The sequence below is a fragment of the Ruegeria sp. YTSA135 genome, from assembly GCF_059610165.1.
Genome location: NZ_JBXWNC010000004.1, coordinates 61,540 through 77,181, shown reverse-complemented (window position 1 = coordinate 77,181; position 15,642 = coordinate 61,540). Strand labels below are relative to the sequence as shown.

Here is a 15,642-nt window from a genome sequence, read left to right as displayed (position 1 = left end):
CTCTGGTCAACTCTGCCCCATCTAGCGCGCCTTACGTTGTTTTTTACTTGCTAATCACAGAACATATGTTTTTCTTTGAGTATGGATATCACCCCGAATGAAGTAACTGATCGTCTGCGGCGCAACATCGAAGACATGCCCACAGCCCTGCAGGCGGCTGCAAAATACGTTATCGACCATCCCGGCGATTTCGGCCTGAACCCGATCCGGACGACTGCGACCCGGATCGGGGTCAGCTCAAACGTTCTGGTCCGACTTGCGCAACGTATGGGGTTTGACGGGTTCGAAGCCTTCCGTTCGCCCTTTCGTAATGCGCTGGTGACGGATCGGGAAAACAGCTTGGGTCAGGATTGGCTGAGCGCCCTTCAGTCCGAAGACAGCTTCGGTGCTGCACAAGCCAAATTAGTACAAAACGAACAAAACGTGGTCACACGATCCCTTCGCCTTATGAAGCCTGAAAAAGTGCGATTGGCTACTGAGCACATTCTGACGTCAACACGGTGTTTCGTGACGGCAACGCGCGCCAGCTATGCGCTTGCCTATTACTTTTCTTACACGGGTCGCATGGCCCATCCGGGTATCCAATTGGTGCCGCGCCACATGGGCTCTGCAACAGATGATCTGTTGGATGCTGACCAGCAGGACTGCCTTATTGCTATCACCGTACACCCCTATTCTGCGGACACCATTCAGTCGATGCGTTTCGCGAAACAACGGGGACTGTACCTGATTCTGATTTCAGACAGCGACCTTATCGCGCCCGGCGTCGCGCCCGACATTGCCTTTACGGTCAGCACCCGCGCCTTGCATTCGTTTTCCTGCTTTACCGGCGCTATGGCCGTTCTGGAGTGCTTGCTTGGGCATCTTTTCGACGCCGGAGGCGACGCGGCGCGACAACGGATCGACGCCTATCAAAAAGCGCGAGAGGATACCGGCGCATATTGGCAACCCGCCAAGCCTCCAAGGTTGCGCCACACAAAAAAAAGCCCCGGTTCGTGACCGGGGCTTAGAACCTTTTAATGGTTCACATGCACGCTTGGACCGCGCGTTTTGTCATCACATTAACAAGATGCGCACGATAGTCTTTGCTGCCGTGCAAATCACCGATCATGTTGGCCGGATTGATGCGCAGGTCCATCAAGGCATCCGGGCGAAACTCTTTCGTCAATGCCTGCTCGGCCTCGGCCCAGCGGAAAACACCATCTTCACTGGCCCCTGTCACGGCAACGCGAACCCCGTCCGCGAACCGTGCCAAATACACACCGACCAGCGCAAACCGTGACGCGGGCTGCAGGAATTTCTGATAGCTTGCCGCTTGCGGAACTGGGAACCTTACTGACGTAATGATCTCCCCCTCGTCCAGCGCGGTTGAGAACATCCCCTCAAAGAAATCATCCGCCGCAATCTCGCGCGTGTTAGTGACGATAGTTGCGCCTGACCCCAATACCCCCGCCGGATAACAAGCCGCCGGATCATTGTTGGCTATTGAGCCGCCAATCGTGCCGCGGTTCCGAACCGCCGGATCACCAATCTGACCAGCCAGCGCCGCCAGTGCCGGATAGCTGCCCGCTGCTTCTGACGCGACGGTGGCATGGGTCGTCGCTCCGCCGACTGACACCGAACCATCGTCATTCACGCAAACACCCTTCATCTCTGCAATCCCGCTGAGCGAGATCAAGGCCGAGGGTGCAGCCAACCGTTGTTTCAACGTTGGGATCAAGGTCTGCCCACCCCCTAACGCCTGAGCATCCTCGGCCCCCAATGCGGCAACCGCATCAGCAATGGTCGAGGGCTTTTCAAACTCGAAACTGTACATTTCGTTTTTCCTTCCCGAAAGACGCGGGTCCGTCCTTCATCTGGCTAAAAATATCCCGGGGGTCCGGGGGCTGGCCCCCGGTCCTCCCTCTCTACTCAGCTGTTCATTGCCGCCCAGACGCGCGACGGGCTAACCGGCATATCAATGTGATCCACTGCTTTGCCACCCGAGTTCAACGCATCCAGTACCGCATTGACCACCGCAGGCGGTGAGCCTATTGCCCCGGCCTCGCCACAGCCCTTAACCCCCAGCGGGTTATGGGTACACGGCGTCTGGCTTGAGTGATCGACCTCGTAGAATGGAACATCATCGGCGCGCGGCATCGCGTAATCCATGAAGGACGCGCTGAGCAATTGCCCGTTCTCGTCATACGCGCAATTCTCCAACAGCGCCTGGCCGATCCCTTGGCCGATACCGCCATGCACCTGACCGTCAACAATCATCGGGTTGATGATGTTGCCGAAGTCATCCGCCGCAGTGAACTTTTCGATGGTGACCCGTCCTGTTTCCGGGTCAACCTCGACCTCACAGGAATAGGCACCTGCGGGGAAGGTAAAGTTCGCAGGGTCGTAAAACGCGGTTTCCTCAAGCCCCGGTTCAACTTCCAAAGGATAGTTGTGGGGGACATAAGCAGTAAGGGTCACATCGCCCCAAGCCACCGATTTGTCGGTGCCCGCAACGCTGAACTGACCATCTTTCAGTTCGATATCCGCCTCTGACGCCTCCAGCAAATGCGCCGCGATCTTCTTGGCCTTGTCGATCACCTTCTCGGTCGCCTTGACCATGGCCGAGCCGCAAACCGCGAGGCTACGCGACCCATAGGTGCCCATACCAAACGGGATTTTCGAGGTGTCGCCGTGCACGATCTCAACCATTGCTTCGTCGATACCAATCATGTCGGCCACCACTTGTGGAAAAGCGGTCTCGTGCCCTTGCCCGTGGCTATGCGCGCCGACCATGACGCTGATCGAACCGGTGGCGTTCACCCGCACTGTCGCAGCATCATACAGACCCGCACGGGCGCCGAGCATACCAACAATGTTCGAAGGCGCGATACCGCAAGCCTCAATATAGCAGTTGATGCCAAGCCCACGCAGCTTGCCCTTCGCCTCGCTTTCCGTGCGACGCGCAGCAAAGCCTGCCAGATCGGCGGCAACTTCAAGCTTGTCCATCGTCCCGTTATAGTCCCCGGTGTCGTAGGTCAGTGCGACCGGCGTGTCATAGGGGAACTGGGTAATGAAGTTCTGACGGCGCAGTGCAATCGGATCGACCCCAAGCTCACGCGCGGCTTTGTCTACAACACGCTCAAGCTGAAAGGTCGCCTCGGGCCGTCCGGCACCGCGATAGGCATCAACCGGGACCGTATTGGTAAACATCGCCTTTACGTTCACCTGAATCACCGGTGTTTTATAGTTACCCGCCATAAGCGTACCATGCAGCCAGGTCGGAACCGAGCTGGAGAAGGTCGACAGATACGCGCCAAGGTTGGCATAGGTATTGGTGCGCAAACCGATAAAGTTATTGTCCGCATCCAGCGCCAGTTCGATTGTGCTGACATGGTCGCGACCTTGTGCGTCCGACATGAACGCCTCGGACCGGCTGGCGGTCCATTTTACCGGACGCCCACAGGCTTTGGCCGCGAAAGTGCAAAACGCTTCTTCGGCATAGTGGAAAATCTTCGTGCCAAAACCACCACCCACATCAGGCGCGACAACACGAACCTTATGCTCAGGCAGACCCAGAACAAAGGCGCACATCAACAACCGGATCACGTGCGGGTTCTGAGACGTCGTGTAAAGCGTGTAGTCTTCGGTTCCCCGATTATACTCGGCCACCGCCACACGCGGCTCCATCGGGTTGGCGACCAGACGGTTATTGACCAAATCCAAAGTGGTTACATGCGCGGCGTTGGCAAAGACCTCATTGACCTTTGCGTCGTCCGCCTCGCCCAACTGCCAATCATAACAGATGTTGTTCTTCAGATCGTCATGAACCAGCGTCGCGCCATCCTGCGCAGCGGCCTTCATGTCCAGCACGGCTGGCAGTTCTTCGATATCCAGCTCAATTGCTTCGGCCGCGTCGCGGGCCTGTTCAAGGCTATCGGCCACAACGGCAGCGATGGGATCGCCCACATGGCGCACTTTTCCTTGCGCCAGTATGGGGTGCGGTGGTTCCTGCATCGGCGCGCCGTGCTTGTCGGTCACTTCCCAACCGCAGGGCATTCCGCCTACGCCTTCGAAGTCTTTGCCGGTGAATACCTTGACCACCCCGGGCATGGCTTCGGCTGCGGACGTATCAATTGACTTGATCCGGCCATGCGCGATGTCAGACCGCAGGAAATGCACATAGGCTTGGCCATGTACATTGATGTCGTCGGTGTAATTGCCTGCTCCGGTCAGAAAGCGCACGTCCTCGCGGCGCTTGGAACTGGCTCCGATGCCACTGTCTTTGGGCATTGCTTGTTCTCCTCCGATAAACGGATGCTCATGCACCCTATGTCATTCCACGGGCATTTTCTACTACGCCCGCAGTGGCATCATTCGGCTGCGATTTTGCCTGCGTCCTGACCGGATGCGGCCATGATCGCCTTAACGATATTGTGATACCCGGTGCAGCGGCACAGGTTGCCTTCAAGGTACTTGCGAATTTCGGCTTCGGTCGGGCGCGGATTTTCTTTCAGCAGGGCTGCGGCGCTCATCACCATGCCCGGTGTGCAAAATCCGCATTGCAGACCGTGATGATCCTGAAACGCCTGTTGTATGACGTTCAGCGATCCGTCTGGATTGGCCTGCCCTTCGATGGTGCCCACAATGGCCCCGTCAGCCTCCAACGCCAGCATATTGCATGACTTTACCGCCTCGCCATTCACATGCACCACACACGCGCCACATTGCGCGGTGTCACATCCCACATGCGTGCCCGTCAGCGACAGGTGATCGCGCAGAAAGCTGGACAGCAGTGTCCGGCCTTCGACGTCACCGCTCACGGATTTGCCGTTCACGGTCATTGAGACCTGTGTCATTCGTTCCTCCTAAAATGAAGTTCTCCCTTGCCCGAGTTAAACACGGGAATTTTCGTTTGAGAACAAAAATATTTAGGGATTGCTTTGACTGCTTGCAGGCTTGACGTCTAAAGGTAACGCGGAGGCAGACAAAAGCAAATTATCGCCGCGACGCGCGCGGTTGCGGCCTGGTCGGAATCTCTTTCAGAAGACCGCCTACCCCCATCGCGGCGATGTCTGCACCAGTTGTGTCGATCCCACAGGCGACACGCGACAGCACCCAATCAGCCCCGTTCAACGCCGGGGACCGCGCGCAGCCCGGCAACCCAATCACCGGTCGCTGCCCAAGCGACCCAAGAAAGAGCAGATTGCCCGGATCGACCGGCATGCCAAAACGGTCCACATGCCCACCTGCGACTCGCACCGCCTGAGGCGCAACATCCGATACATCCGAGGTTGCGGAGCCCGTCAGGATCATCACCACGTCGCCCTGAGTTTCGGTGACCGCGTTTGCAAGTGCATCGGTCACATGGGGCACGATGCGCACATCGCTCATCTCCATTCCCAAGGCTTCGATCCGGCCACGGATCGCCGCGATACCCTTTTCGTTAGACGGCCCGCCAGGAATATCGGTCACGATCAGCCCTGCCTTTTTGTAGACCGGAGTAGCAAGGCGAATGGCGCCCTGCGCAAGACCAGCGGCTTTGAGCACATCCCCCTCCGGGACGGCGTAAGAAATAACCTTGATCGTCGCGACCATGCCGCCGGTGGTCATCTGTTGGTACTGCGGCACCGTGGCAACCGTGATCATCGGGTTGACCCGGTTGAACGCTTCAAGCGCGGAAACGTCCAGAACCGCCACACCCGGTCCCTCTGCCAGCAGGTTAACACGGCCCGTGAACGGCTTCGTCACCTTCAAGGCAGCACCCTTTGGGTCTGGCACCAACGCATCAGCCAGCATTCCGGCCGCCTTGTCTTCGTGACAATCACTTGGGTCAAGCTGTGCAACTATTACAGTTTCATATCCCGATGCAGTCAGAAGTGCCTGATGTTCAGGCGTCAGAACAATCCCCTTGCGCAGCTTCGTGTCCCCGGCTTTCACGGAATGGGCCAAAATGGCCCCGCCAGACTGATCAATGGGAACAGGGCCGAACTTCACGCTTTGCCTCGCAGCACGGCAGTCATCTGTGCCAGAATGGCGACCGCGATCTCTGATGGATCTGCAGCCCCGATATCCAACCCAATGGGGCCATGAATACGCGCGATTTGGGTGTCGTTGAAGCCGGCTTCTTTCATCCGCGCGACCCGTTTTGCATGCGTTCGTGTCGATCCCAAGGCACCGATATAGAACACGCCCGCCTCAAGCGCGGATTGCAAAGCGGGATCATCAAGCTTCGGATCATGCGTCAACAACACCACGGCAGTACGCGCGTCCATGCCAAGTTTGGCGACCGCTTCATCGGGCCAATCCGTCAGAATCGTCTCGCCGGGAAAACGGCTGCTCGATGCGAAAGCTTCGCGTGGGTCAACGATAAACGGATCATAGCCCGCGATTCGCGCCATCGGCACTAACGCCTGCGCAATGTGCACTGCACCGACGACAATTAACCGGAGCGGAGGGTTATGGACGGCAACGAAAGTTTGACCATCTTCCTCGAAACCCGAACGATCCATGCGCAGACGATCCGGATAGGCATTCTGACGCAACGCCCGGTGGCCGGTTTCGATGTGCACCTCATAAGCCACAGGCTCACGCCGGGCGCGGGCCTCGACCAATTCGCGCAGCATGGGCTCGGGCATTACCTTGCCGACCGGTTCTACCAAAACACGGATCGTACCCCCACAGGCCAGCCCCACGGCAAAGGCGTCCTCATCGCTGACACCAAATTCCAGCAGACGTGCTTCCCCTTCATCGATCGCTTCAAGTGCTTCAACCACGACAGCGCCTTCAACACAGCCCCCCGAGACTGAGCCTTCCATACGGCCATCCCCGCCGACCACCAGCTGAGCGCCAACACGGCGCGGCGCGCTGCCCCAGGTCTCAACAACCGTAGCCAGCGCAACCGGCTTGCCGTCGCAGTGCCAAGTCAAAGCGGTTTCAGGGCCATTGTCGAATCTGTCCATTGCACCCTCCCGAAGCGTTCAGGTCCAACATAAGCAGGTTTGGCCGGATGAAAAGGAACCCTGGCTTTCAACTGTTTGCATGGGCTCAAAAAATCCAAAGTCTAGGCGCTTTTCAGCTTAGATTTTCTTCGTTCTCGCAAAGTATTGATTGCCAGATCATGCGATTCTAGCCTTCATACGATCATCAGTAATTCTCGTATTCAAATACTAATTTCAAAACAAGGAGACAGAGACTTGAAACGTGTGTTTACACTCGGAATGGCAATCGGCCTGCTGGCCTCAAGCGCGGCGAGCGCGGATACGTTCCTGCGTTACGGCGAAGTAGAAGGTTGGAAGGTCTTCGTGGACCAAGACAAGAAAACCTGCTTGATCGAAGCCGTAGACGATTCTGAAAACGTGGTTCAGATGGGTTTGACCGAAGATCGAAGCGTTGGATATGTGGGCGTCTTTACCAAGGCCGAGACCGACATCAAACGTGGCGAGACCGAGGCCGTAGCGATTCTTTTGGGTGACAATGTCTATGTCGGTGAAGCAACCGGCATGAGGGGCAATATCACTAAAGGATACTCCGGCGGTTATGTTCTGTCTGACGATCCTCAATTCGCGGATGATATCGCCAAGCAGAAGGTCATGGTCGTGTTCCCCGAAAAAGAGTTCGCCTTCACCGTCGATCTCACCGGTACGTTCAAAGCCATGGAAATGGCGCGTAAGTGCAACGAAGAACAGCTAAGCTGATGTTCCCCCCGAAAGCGCGGTCATGAGCCGCGCTTTCTCACCCATGTCATCAGGTTTCGAGATGACGGCGGCCAGACCTTCCAATGAAGCAATAGAGTGCCCCGCGCGAAAACTGTCGACATGCGGCAACATCGCAGCAACACCCTGAGCCTTTGGCGCAAACCCATCCCAACGCAACAGCGGGTTGAGCCAGATCAGGCGCCGCGCGGAGAGGTGCAAGCGCTCCATCTCTTTCCCAAGCGCATCGGGGTCGCCACGATCCAAACCGTCCGAGATCAGCAGCACGACTGCACCCTGCCCCATGACCCGGCGCGACCAGTCGCGATTGAACGCATGCAGACACTCCCCGATCCGTGTTCCCCCTTCCCAATCCTGCGCCTCGGCACCGGCTGCAGCCAGGGCTGCGTCAACATCGCGCTGCTGCAGGTGGCGGGTGATGTTGGTCAGACGGGTGCCGAAGGTGAACGCATGTACCTTGGCCCAGCCTGCACCTTTCGCGTTCGAGACGGTATGCAGGAAATGCAGGATCATCCGACTGTATTGGCTCATCGACCCAGAGATATCGCAAAGAACCACAAGGTTCGGCCATCGTGGCTTCGGCTTAAGGCGCGCGATATCGCGAAGCTCACCACCTTGACGCATCGCCGCGCGCAGGGTGCGGGCACGATCAATCCTATGACCCAAATGGCTGGCCTGACCGCGCCGCGACTCGATAGGTTTCACCGGCAGCGTTAGACGCGCCAGCATCCGCTTGGCCTGCGCGATCTCGGCCGTGCTCATCTGTTCGAAATCCAGACTGCGCAGGCGCTCTTCGGACGAGGCGGTCTGCGAGGCATCAATCTCTAATTCGGTTTCATCTTCCTGCTCGGACGCTTCTGGCAGGTCGCGTTCGACACCTTCAAGCAACGCCTCGGCCGCGCGTTTTTCTGCGGCGTCAGCTTTTCGGTCTTCCTGCACACCGCGGATGGCGGGCAGCATCATGGACATCATATGCTCAAGATACCTTGGGTCGCGCCAATAAAGGCGGAACACTTGCGCAAACACAGTGCGGTATTCCGGACGGTTCACGAAACAAGCGTGCAGGGTCCAGTAGAAATCCGTCTTTTTGGTGAAACCTGCCGCTTGAACTGCGCGGATTGCGTCAACAACCCGTCCGGTTCCAATCGGTAGGCCAGCCTTCCGCAAAGCGCGAGCAAAATGCGTAATATTCTGCGCCAGCTTTGGGTCGTCAGGGATATCCAGCGCAAGCTGTTCAGCCATCAAACCGGTTCCAAGTCAGCTTTCGCCTGATCCAGAATCCGTTTCGCCTCGGACCCTTGCAGTTTCTGAATGTCATCCTGGTACTTCAGGATCGCACCCAGCGTATCGCCAATCACTTCGGGGCTGAGGTTGATCACATCCAGCGCCAACAGGCATTTCGCCCAGTCGATCGTTTCGGCGACACCGGGCTTTTTGAACAGATCCTCAGTCCGCAGGCGTTGGACGAATGCAACCACCTCTCGGCTAAGCGCCTCGGCAGCTTCAGGCGCGCGGGCGTGGAGGATTTCGATCTCACGGTCGAAATCGGGGTAGTCGACCCAATGATAAAGACAACGGCGTTTCAGCGCATCGTGCACCTCACGCGTACGGTTCGACGTCACGATCACGATAGGCGGTTCAGGCGCTTTGACGGTGCCCAGTTCGGGAATGGTGACCTGAAAATCACTGAGGGCTTCCAGCAGGAAAGCCTCGAACGGTTCATCGGTTCGATCAAGCTCATCTATCAACAGGACAGGTGCGCCATTTTCATCCGGTCGCATGGCTTGCAAAAGCGGGCGTTCGACAAGGTATTCGTCGGAAAACAGCTCGGACTGTAGCGCACCGCGATCGGCCCCGCCTGCGGCCTCGGCAGTTCGGATCGCCACCATTTGCGCAGGGAAATTCCATTCGTACACTGCCGAGGATGCATCAAGCCCTTCGTAGCACTGCAATCGGATAAGGCGCCGGTCTAACCCCGCAGCCAGCGCCTTGGCGATCTCGGTTTTGCCGACACCAGCCTCACCCTCCAGAAACAGCGGACGCCCTAATTTCAGCGAGAGGAACACGACGGTCGCCAAGGCCCGACCGCAAACGTACCCCTGCGACCCAAGCATTTCCTGAACTGCGTTAATAGAATCTGGATGTATCATGTCATGTCTCTCCCTCGGCACAAAAGGTCACGGCAACACGCGTGCGTCAAGACCACCCTCTTTCCGGGACTTACGGTGATCCAGCCCGACGACAAGGGGTTTTCGGAACACGGCCACTGTGCTAGCGGATGCGGCATGACCGATAGCATCACGATCCGCCGCCCCGATGACTGGCACTTGCACCTGCGCGATGGCGCGATGTTGCAGGCCGTCCTGCCCGAAACCGCACGCCATTTTGCCCGCGCAATCATTATGCCGAACCTCGTTCCGCCCGTCGTGCGTGGCGATCAGGCGGCGGCCTACCGGGATCGAATCATGGCGACCCTGCCCGCCGACATGACGTTCGAGCCGCTGATGACACTCTATCTGACCGAAGACACGGACGCCGCAGACGTGGCCGCCGCCCATGCGAGCGGTTTGGTCAAGGCGGTAAAGCTCTATCCAGCAGGGGCAACCACCAACTCAAATTCAGGTGTACGTGATTTCGACAAAGTCCGTTCGGTGCTGGATAAGATGGCAGAGATTGGTCTGCCTCTGTGCGTTCACGGTGAAGTCACGGACCCTGAAATCGACATATTCGACCGTGAAGCTGTGTTCATCGACCGCGTGCTTGACCCTATCCGCAGGTCCACACCGGGTCTGCGTGTTGTGATGGAGCACATCACAACCAGCAATGGCGTCGAGTATGTCAAAGCCAACGAAACGGATCTTGGCGCAACCATTACCGCGCATCACCTGATCATCAACCGCAACCACATTCTGGTGGGCGGCATCAAACCGCATTACTACTGCCTGCCTGTTGCGAAGCGAGAGGATCACCGCCTGGCGCTGGTGGCTGCCGCGACCTCGGGTGACAAACGGTACTTCATGGGCACCGACAGTGCGCCGCATACGGACGATAACAAAGAAATGGCGTGTGGGTGCGCAGGTTGTTTCACCGCGACCAACACCATGTCACTGGTGGCCGAAATGTTTGACCGTGAAAGCGCGATGGACAAGCTGGAAGGGTTCGTTTCGTTGAACGGTCCTGCGTTTTACGGTCTGCCGGTAAACAAGGAAACGATCACGTTGACCAAAGGCGAACCTGTGGAGTACCCCTGCAAGATCGAAACAGGCGATGGTCCGGTCACGGTGTTTGAGCCCGGCTTCCCCTTGCATTGGCGCGTCGTTTAATCCGCCAGCATTTTTGCCAGATCGCGGGCGCCGCCACCGGTACGCAACATCGACCAGATCGCATCCGCCTTCTCGGCACCGACCAATTTGGACGCTTTTAACCGAACCCTATCCTCACGATCTGACAGCGCCACCGGAGCCAGCAGATCATGCGTCTCGTCAAGCCGGGCACCATCGCGACGTAACAGGGTTACTTGGGCCTGTGTTTCCGACAGGGTATCGTCAGCCTCAACCGAAACCCGGTCGCGCAACGACGTCAGGCGGGGATCGGCACAGACCCTTTCCGAGTAACTGGCAGGCACCCCCGTATCGTAACCAAGCGCTTGCATCGCGATGACGGTCCGGTAGGAAAACTTGGCACCTAATCCTGTGGTCGGCGCCATTTGGTTGCATACGCTCATCCACCTTGGGTGGGTCTTTATCTTGATTTCGGCCACTTCCGGTTCGGCAATGTCCAGATCGCGGGCAGCCTCAAGCGCTGCGTGCAAGCCGTGACAGCACGCGTGGAATTTGTGGCTTACGTTTTCGAACAGCCACTCATCGCCTAACCCTTCAAGCGCCATCTTTGCGTCACCCTCACCCCGATGCGTCGCGCCGAAACCGTATTGCCCTTCGAGTGCCTCCCTTTTGGGTTCGAAACCCCCGGCAATCAGCAAAGCAGCTTCGACCCCGTTCGAGGCTGCAAGCCCCGCATTATAAGGTTTGCCCATCGTCCCAAATTGCACCTTTAGGCCAGATGCGCGAGTTGCGGTCAGGCCCAGAACCTTTTGCATCTGATCCGCGTCGAATCCCAGAATGCGCCCGGCCGCAACGGCCGCCCCAAAGGCACCCGCCGTTGCGGTCTGATGAAACCCGGCCTGATAGTGATTGCGCCCAAGCCAAAGACCCATACGGATTGAGACCTCCATTCCCACCAACGCGGCGTCAAGGAAATCAACAAGGATGCGATCATCCCATTCGCTCAGCGCCATTACGGCAGGCAGAATGGCCACCGATGGATGCCCGATATGTGCAAAATGCGTATCGTCGTAATCCAACGCATGAGACACGGTTCCGTTGACCAAAGCCGCCCCTCGCAGTGGTGCTGCTCCACCGCCGAACAGATGCGCGTGCGCGGCACCTTCCTCGGCTAGCACAAGATTTCGAACAGCTTTCGAAACCGGCTCAGTAACGCCGGCCCGACCCACTGCGATCCAGTCAAGAACGGACAACGAGGTAACGATCCGCGTTTGCAGCGTTGTCTCAACAGCGCCAGCGGCAAAAGTGGCAAGAGATAGGGAAAAATCGGTCATGAGCGCAGTCTAGCGCCCGGCAAACACGGGTAAAGCCCTAGCGGTACAAATCCGCCGCACGGGTCTCAAATGCATGAACGATCCGGTGCATGGCTTCGTTAAACACAACGCCGATAATGCCCTGAAGGATGGCGTTCTTAAATTCGAAATCGACATGGAATGAGACGTTGCAGCCACCCTCGGGTGCGTCTTCAAACTGCCAATCAGATTTCATGTATTTGAATGGACCGTCAAGGTATTCGGTGTCGATCTTCATTTGATCGGGATAAAGCGTCACCCGGCTGCCAAATCTTTCGCGAAATACCTTGAATGAGATGATCAAGTCCGCTTCCAGGACGTGCGCCTCACCCGCGGCATATGTTCTCCTGATACGCGCAGCGGCGCACCAAGGCAAAAACTCGGGATACTTCGCCACATCCGCAATCAAATCGTACATCTGCTGAGCTGTATAAGGCAGGTGGCGCGTTTCCGAATGAGTAGGCATGGCTTCCGGTATTTGCAGGTGACAATAGCGCGTCATGTCGTATGTTGCGCGCCAAAGATCAAGGGGGCTGCGATGACGGACCGCGCATATGTGATAGATGAGATGATCTCGGCCAAGGCCATCGCCGCCCGAATAGAAGAGCTGTGCCGCGAGATCAGCGCCGACTTCGCCGAAACGGACAAATTGGTCGTGGTCGGTTTGCTTCGTGGCAGCTTTGTCTTCATTGCTGACCTCGTCCGCGAACTGGACCTGCCGATTGAGGTCGATTTCCTTGAGGCATCTTCCTACGGAGATTCGATGGAAAGCAGTCGTGAGGTTCGTATACTCAAGGACTTACGTGGCGCAATTGAAGGGCGCGACGTTTTGGTGGTCGAAGATATTGTCGACACCGGCCACACGCTGAACCACGTGACGAAGCTGCTGCGCAGCCGGAAACCGGCTCGGTTGAAATCCATCGCGCTGCTGGACAAACCCAGCCGGCGCGAGGTTGATTTCCGCTCAGACTGGATCGGGTTCGAAATCCCGGACGAGTTCGTTGTGGGCTATGGCATCGACTACGCGCAGCGCAATCGCAACCTGCCGTTTATCGGCAAGGTGCGCTTTACCGGGGACTAAGCTGTCCCAGCACCTGCCGAATGGCCGCAAGGAATATCCCGGTTCCAATCGGGATCAAGGCATCAGGAAAATCGTAATCCGGGTTGTGCAGTTGCGGGTGGTCCACCCCTGCCCCCAACCAGAACTTTGCTGCCTTTGCCTCTTTCCCAAACTGCCCAAAATCTTCAGAGAATTTCTGCGGGTTGGACGTCAGCACACATGGCACATCCGTTGCAGCGCATGCTTGTCGCAGAACGTCGACAGCTTCGGGCGCGTTTACACAAGCCTCAAAGACATCTTCATAGGTGATCTCATACTCAAGACCCTGACCCGAGGCGGTATGTGCAACAAGCGCCTCAGCCTCTGCCATCAGGTTTTGCATACGCGCATCAGCAACGGTGCGAAGCGTCACCCATAGTTCAGCCTGACCGGGCGCTATGCCAAAAGTTGGCTCACCAAGGGTCGCATGGGTCACGGTGGTAAGCGCAAAGTCTGCGTCCAAACGCCCGCCCTTTCCCAAATCGGCCAGTTTCGGCATCAACAACGCCAAGGCCGCCGCCGGGGACACACCATCTTGCGGTGCCGCGGCATGTGACGTTTTTCCAGTCAGCGCCACTTTCATCCCACGAGACGCGCAATTCGCCGGACCCGCGCACAGCTCGACCTCACCCAATGCCAAACCCGGCAGGTTATGGAGCGAAAACACATAATCCGGCGCGATCTGGGGAAACTTTGGATCCTTGCGATAGGCGATAGCGCCCTGCCCGGTTTCCTCGGCTGGCTGGAAAATCAGAATGACCCGGCCTTTCGTGGGGCGATTTCGACCAAGCTGCTCCGCGACGGCCAGAACAATTGCCATATGTCCGTCGTGCCCACACAAATGCCCCTTGCCCGCAACGCGTGAGCGATATGTCAAGTTGGACAGTTCCTGAATCGGCAAACCGTCAAGTTCGCACCGGATGGCAACGGTTGGTCCGTCTTTTCCACTTTCATAAAGACCTGCCACGCCGTGACCGCCGATGGATGTCAGCACCTGATCGGCATGACTCGCACGCAATTCTGCCGCGACCTTTGCGGCCGTTTCTTTTTCTTGCCCCGAAATCTCAGGAAATTGGTGAAGGTCGTGGCGCAGTCGTATCAACCGCTCCGCTGCTTCCGAGTTCACCCTTGGTCTAATTTCTTCTGACGCGCTTCACGCAAACGCGCAAAGTCATCTCCGGCGTGATAGGATGAACGGGTCAGAGGTGTTGCGGACACCATCAGGAAGCCCTTGCCGTAAGCCGCTTTTTCGTAAGAAGCAAACTCTTCGGGCGTCACAAAACGGTCAACTCCATGGTGTTTCGGAGTTGGCTGCAAGTACTGACCGATCGTCAGGAAATCAATGTCTGCTGCGCGCATATCATCCATAACCTGCCGAACCTGTTGTTCGTCTTCACCCAACCCGACCATGATACCGGATTTGGTGAATATCGACGGGTCCAACTCTTTCACCCGTTGTAGCAACCGCAGCGAGTGGAAATAGCGCGCGCCGGGGCGTACCGCGGGGTACAGACCGGGCACTGTTTCAAGGTTGTGGTTGAAAACGTCCGGCTTTGCTTCGACGACAACCTCCAAAACCGCAGGATCGCATTTCAAGAAGTCCGGAGTCAGAATCTCGATCGTCGTCTTTGGTGAACGGTGGCGCACCGCGCGAATGGTCTGCGCGAAATGGTCGGCGCCGCCATCATCCAGATCATCCCGGTCAACCGACGTGATGACGACATGATTCAAGCCAAGCTTTTGCACAGCATGCGCCACGCGACCAGGTTCAAAAACATCCAACGAATCCGGACGGCCAGTCGCGATATTGCAGAATGTGCAGCCACGAGTACAAATCTCGCCCATGATCATCATGGTGGCGTGACCCTGACTCCAACATTCGCCTACATTCGGGCACCCGGCCTCTTCGCAGACGGTGACCAAATTGTTTTCCCGCATGATCTTGTGCGTTTCGGCATAACCCTTCCCACCGGGCGCCTTCACACGGATCCATTTCGGCTTCTTCGGCTGCGCATTGTCCTGACGATGCGCCTTTTCCGGATGACGTTGTTCGGGGATCTTCAGATCACGCACAGTTGGCTATCCTGACTTAGGGTCGTTTTGCTTTGACATAGTATAATCCGCAGCCATTAGCTACACCACCCGTGCATACCTGCCATAACAGCGCAGTTCGCAGTTGCGGCATATCTCTATCAAAATGGGCATAATTATTTGCA

15 protein-coding genes are annotated in these 15,642 nt (G+C 57.2%); 4 read left to right on the top strand and 11 right to left on the bottom strand.

What is annotated here, in order from left to right:
* The first annotated feature begins 81 nt into the window (after positions 1-81).
* Positions 82-999, top strand: a complete 918-nt coding sequence (locus AC2FIT_RS06825) for a MurR/RpiR family transcriptional regulator (RefSeq protein ID WP_496827915.1) — start codon at positions 82-84, stop codon at positions 997-999.
* Between the two features lie 25 nt (positions 1,000-1,024).
* Here the strand turns inward: AC2FIT_RS06825 and AC2FIT_RS06820 are convergent, their stop codons facing one another.
* From AC2FIT_RS06820 to AC2FIT_RS06800, 5 genes are all read right to left on the bottom strand, one after another.
* Positions 1,025-1,816 (bottom strand): FAD binding domain-containing protein, encoded by a 792-nt coding sequence (locus AC2FIT_RS06820; protein WP_496827913.1) that lies wholly within the window; start codon positions 1,814-1,816, stop codon positions 1,025-1,027.
* Between the two features lie 95 nt (positions 1,817-1,911).
* Complete coding sequence (locus AC2FIT_RS06815; RefSeq protein WP_496827911.1) at positions 1,912-4,272, bottom strand: xanthine dehydrogenase family protein molybdopterin-binding subunit; 2,361 nt, start codon at positions 4,270-4,272, stop codon at positions 1,912-1,914.
* Between the two features lie 80 nt (positions 4,273-4,352).
* Positions 4,353-4,838 carry a (2Fe-2S)-binding protein gene (locus AC2FIT_RS06810; protein WP_496827909.1) on the bottom strand — a complete coding sequence of 162 codons (486 nt, stop codon included), beginning with the start codon at positions 4,836-4,838 and terminating at the stop codon, positions 4,353-4,355.
* Between the two features lie 139 nt (positions 4,839-4,977).
* Entirely contained in the window at positions 4,978-5,976 is a 999-nt protein-coding gene (locus AC2FIT_RS06805) for a molybdopterin-binding protein (RefSeq protein ID WP_496827907.1), read from the bottom strand.
* On the bottom strand, positions 5,973-6,941 hold the full coding sequence (locus AC2FIT_RS06800; protein WP_496827905.1) for an XdhC family protein: 969 nt from the start codon (positions 6,939-6,941) through the stop codon (positions 5,973-5,975). The genes AC2FIT_RS06805 and AC2FIT_RS06800 overlap by 4 nt, the downstream gene beginning before the upstream one ends.
* Before the next feature lie 243 nt (positions 6,942-7,184).
* Here AC2FIT_RS06800 and AC2FIT_RS06795 point away from each other — a divergent pair, with 243 nt between their 5' ends.
* On the top strand, positions 7,185-7,676 hold the full coding sequence (locus tag AC2FIT_RS06795) for a hypothetical protein (RefSeq protein WP_496828365.1): 492 nt from the start codon (positions 7,185-7,187) through the stop codon (positions 7,674-7,676).
* Here AC2FIT_RS06795 and AC2FIT_RS06790 read toward each other — a convergent pair.
* Both AC2FIT_RS06790 and AC2FIT_RS06785 read right to left on the bottom strand, forming a co-directional pair.
* Positions 7,668-8,936, bottom strand: coding sequence for a vWA domain-containing protein (locus tag AC2FIT_RS06790; RefSeq protein WP_496827903.1), 1,269 nt, complete (start codon positions 8,934-8,936; stop codon positions 7,668-7,670). The two genes, AC2FIT_RS06795 and AC2FIT_RS06790, sit on opposite strands and share 9 nt — an antisense overlap.
* Positions 8,936-9,844, bottom strand: coding sequence for an AAA family ATPase (locus AC2FIT_RS06785; RefSeq protein WP_496827901.1), 909 nt, complete (start codon positions 9,842-9,844; stop codon positions 8,936-8,938). The genes AC2FIT_RS06790 and AC2FIT_RS06785 overlap by 1 nt, the downstream gene beginning before the upstream one ends.
* Positions 9,845-9,979: 135 nt before the next feature.
* On the opposite strand from AC2FIT_RS06785, the gene pyrC reads away from it, so the two are divergent.
* A complete protein-coding gene (gene pyrC, locus AC2FIT_RS06780) occupies positions 9,980-11,017 on the top strand; it encodes a dihydroorotase (protein WP_496827899.1) in 1,038 nt (345 codons plus the stop codon).
* Here pyrC and AC2FIT_RS06775 read toward each other — a convergent pair.
* Positions 11,014-12,309: an MmgE/PrpD family protein gene (locus tag AC2FIT_RS06775; protein WP_496827897.1), complete on the bottom strand. Its 1,296-nt coding sequence runs from the start codon at positions 12,307-12,309 to the stop codon at positions 11,014-11,016. The genes pyrC and AC2FIT_RS06775 overlap by 4 nt on opposite strands.
* Before the next feature lie 37 nt (positions 12,310-12,346).
* Entirely contained in the window at positions 12,347-12,793 is a 447-nt protein-coding gene (locus AC2FIT_RS06770; RefSeq protein ID WP_496828363.1) for a type II toxin-antitoxin system RatA family toxin, read from the bottom strand.
* Positions 12,794-12,865: 72 nt separating this feature from the next.
* On the opposite strand from AC2FIT_RS06770, the gene hpt reads away from it, so the two are divergent.
* Positions 12,866-13,408 (top strand): hypoxanthine phosphoribosyltransferase, encoded by a 543-nt coding sequence (gene hpt, locus AC2FIT_RS06765; protein ID WP_496827895.1) that lies wholly within the window; start codon positions 12,866-12,868, stop codon positions 13,406-13,408.
* On the opposite strand, the gene AC2FIT_RS06760 is transcribed toward hpt, so the two are convergent.
* Both AC2FIT_RS06760 and lipA read right to left on the bottom strand, forming a co-directional pair.
* Complete coding sequence (locus tag AC2FIT_RS06760; protein WP_496827893.1) at positions 13,395-14,552, bottom strand: amidohydrolase; 1,158 nt, start codon at positions 14,550-14,552, stop codon at positions 13,395-13,397. The genes hpt and AC2FIT_RS06760 overlap by 14 nt on opposite strands.
* Positions 14,549-15,499 (bottom strand): lipoyl synthase, encoded by a 951-nt coding sequence (gene lipA / locus AC2FIT_RS06755; protein WP_496827891.1) that lies wholly within the window; start codon positions 15,497-15,499, stop codon positions 14,549-14,551. The genes AC2FIT_RS06760 and lipA overlap by 4 nt, the downstream gene beginning before the upstream one ends.
* Positions 15,500-15,642 lie beyond the last annotated feature (143 nt).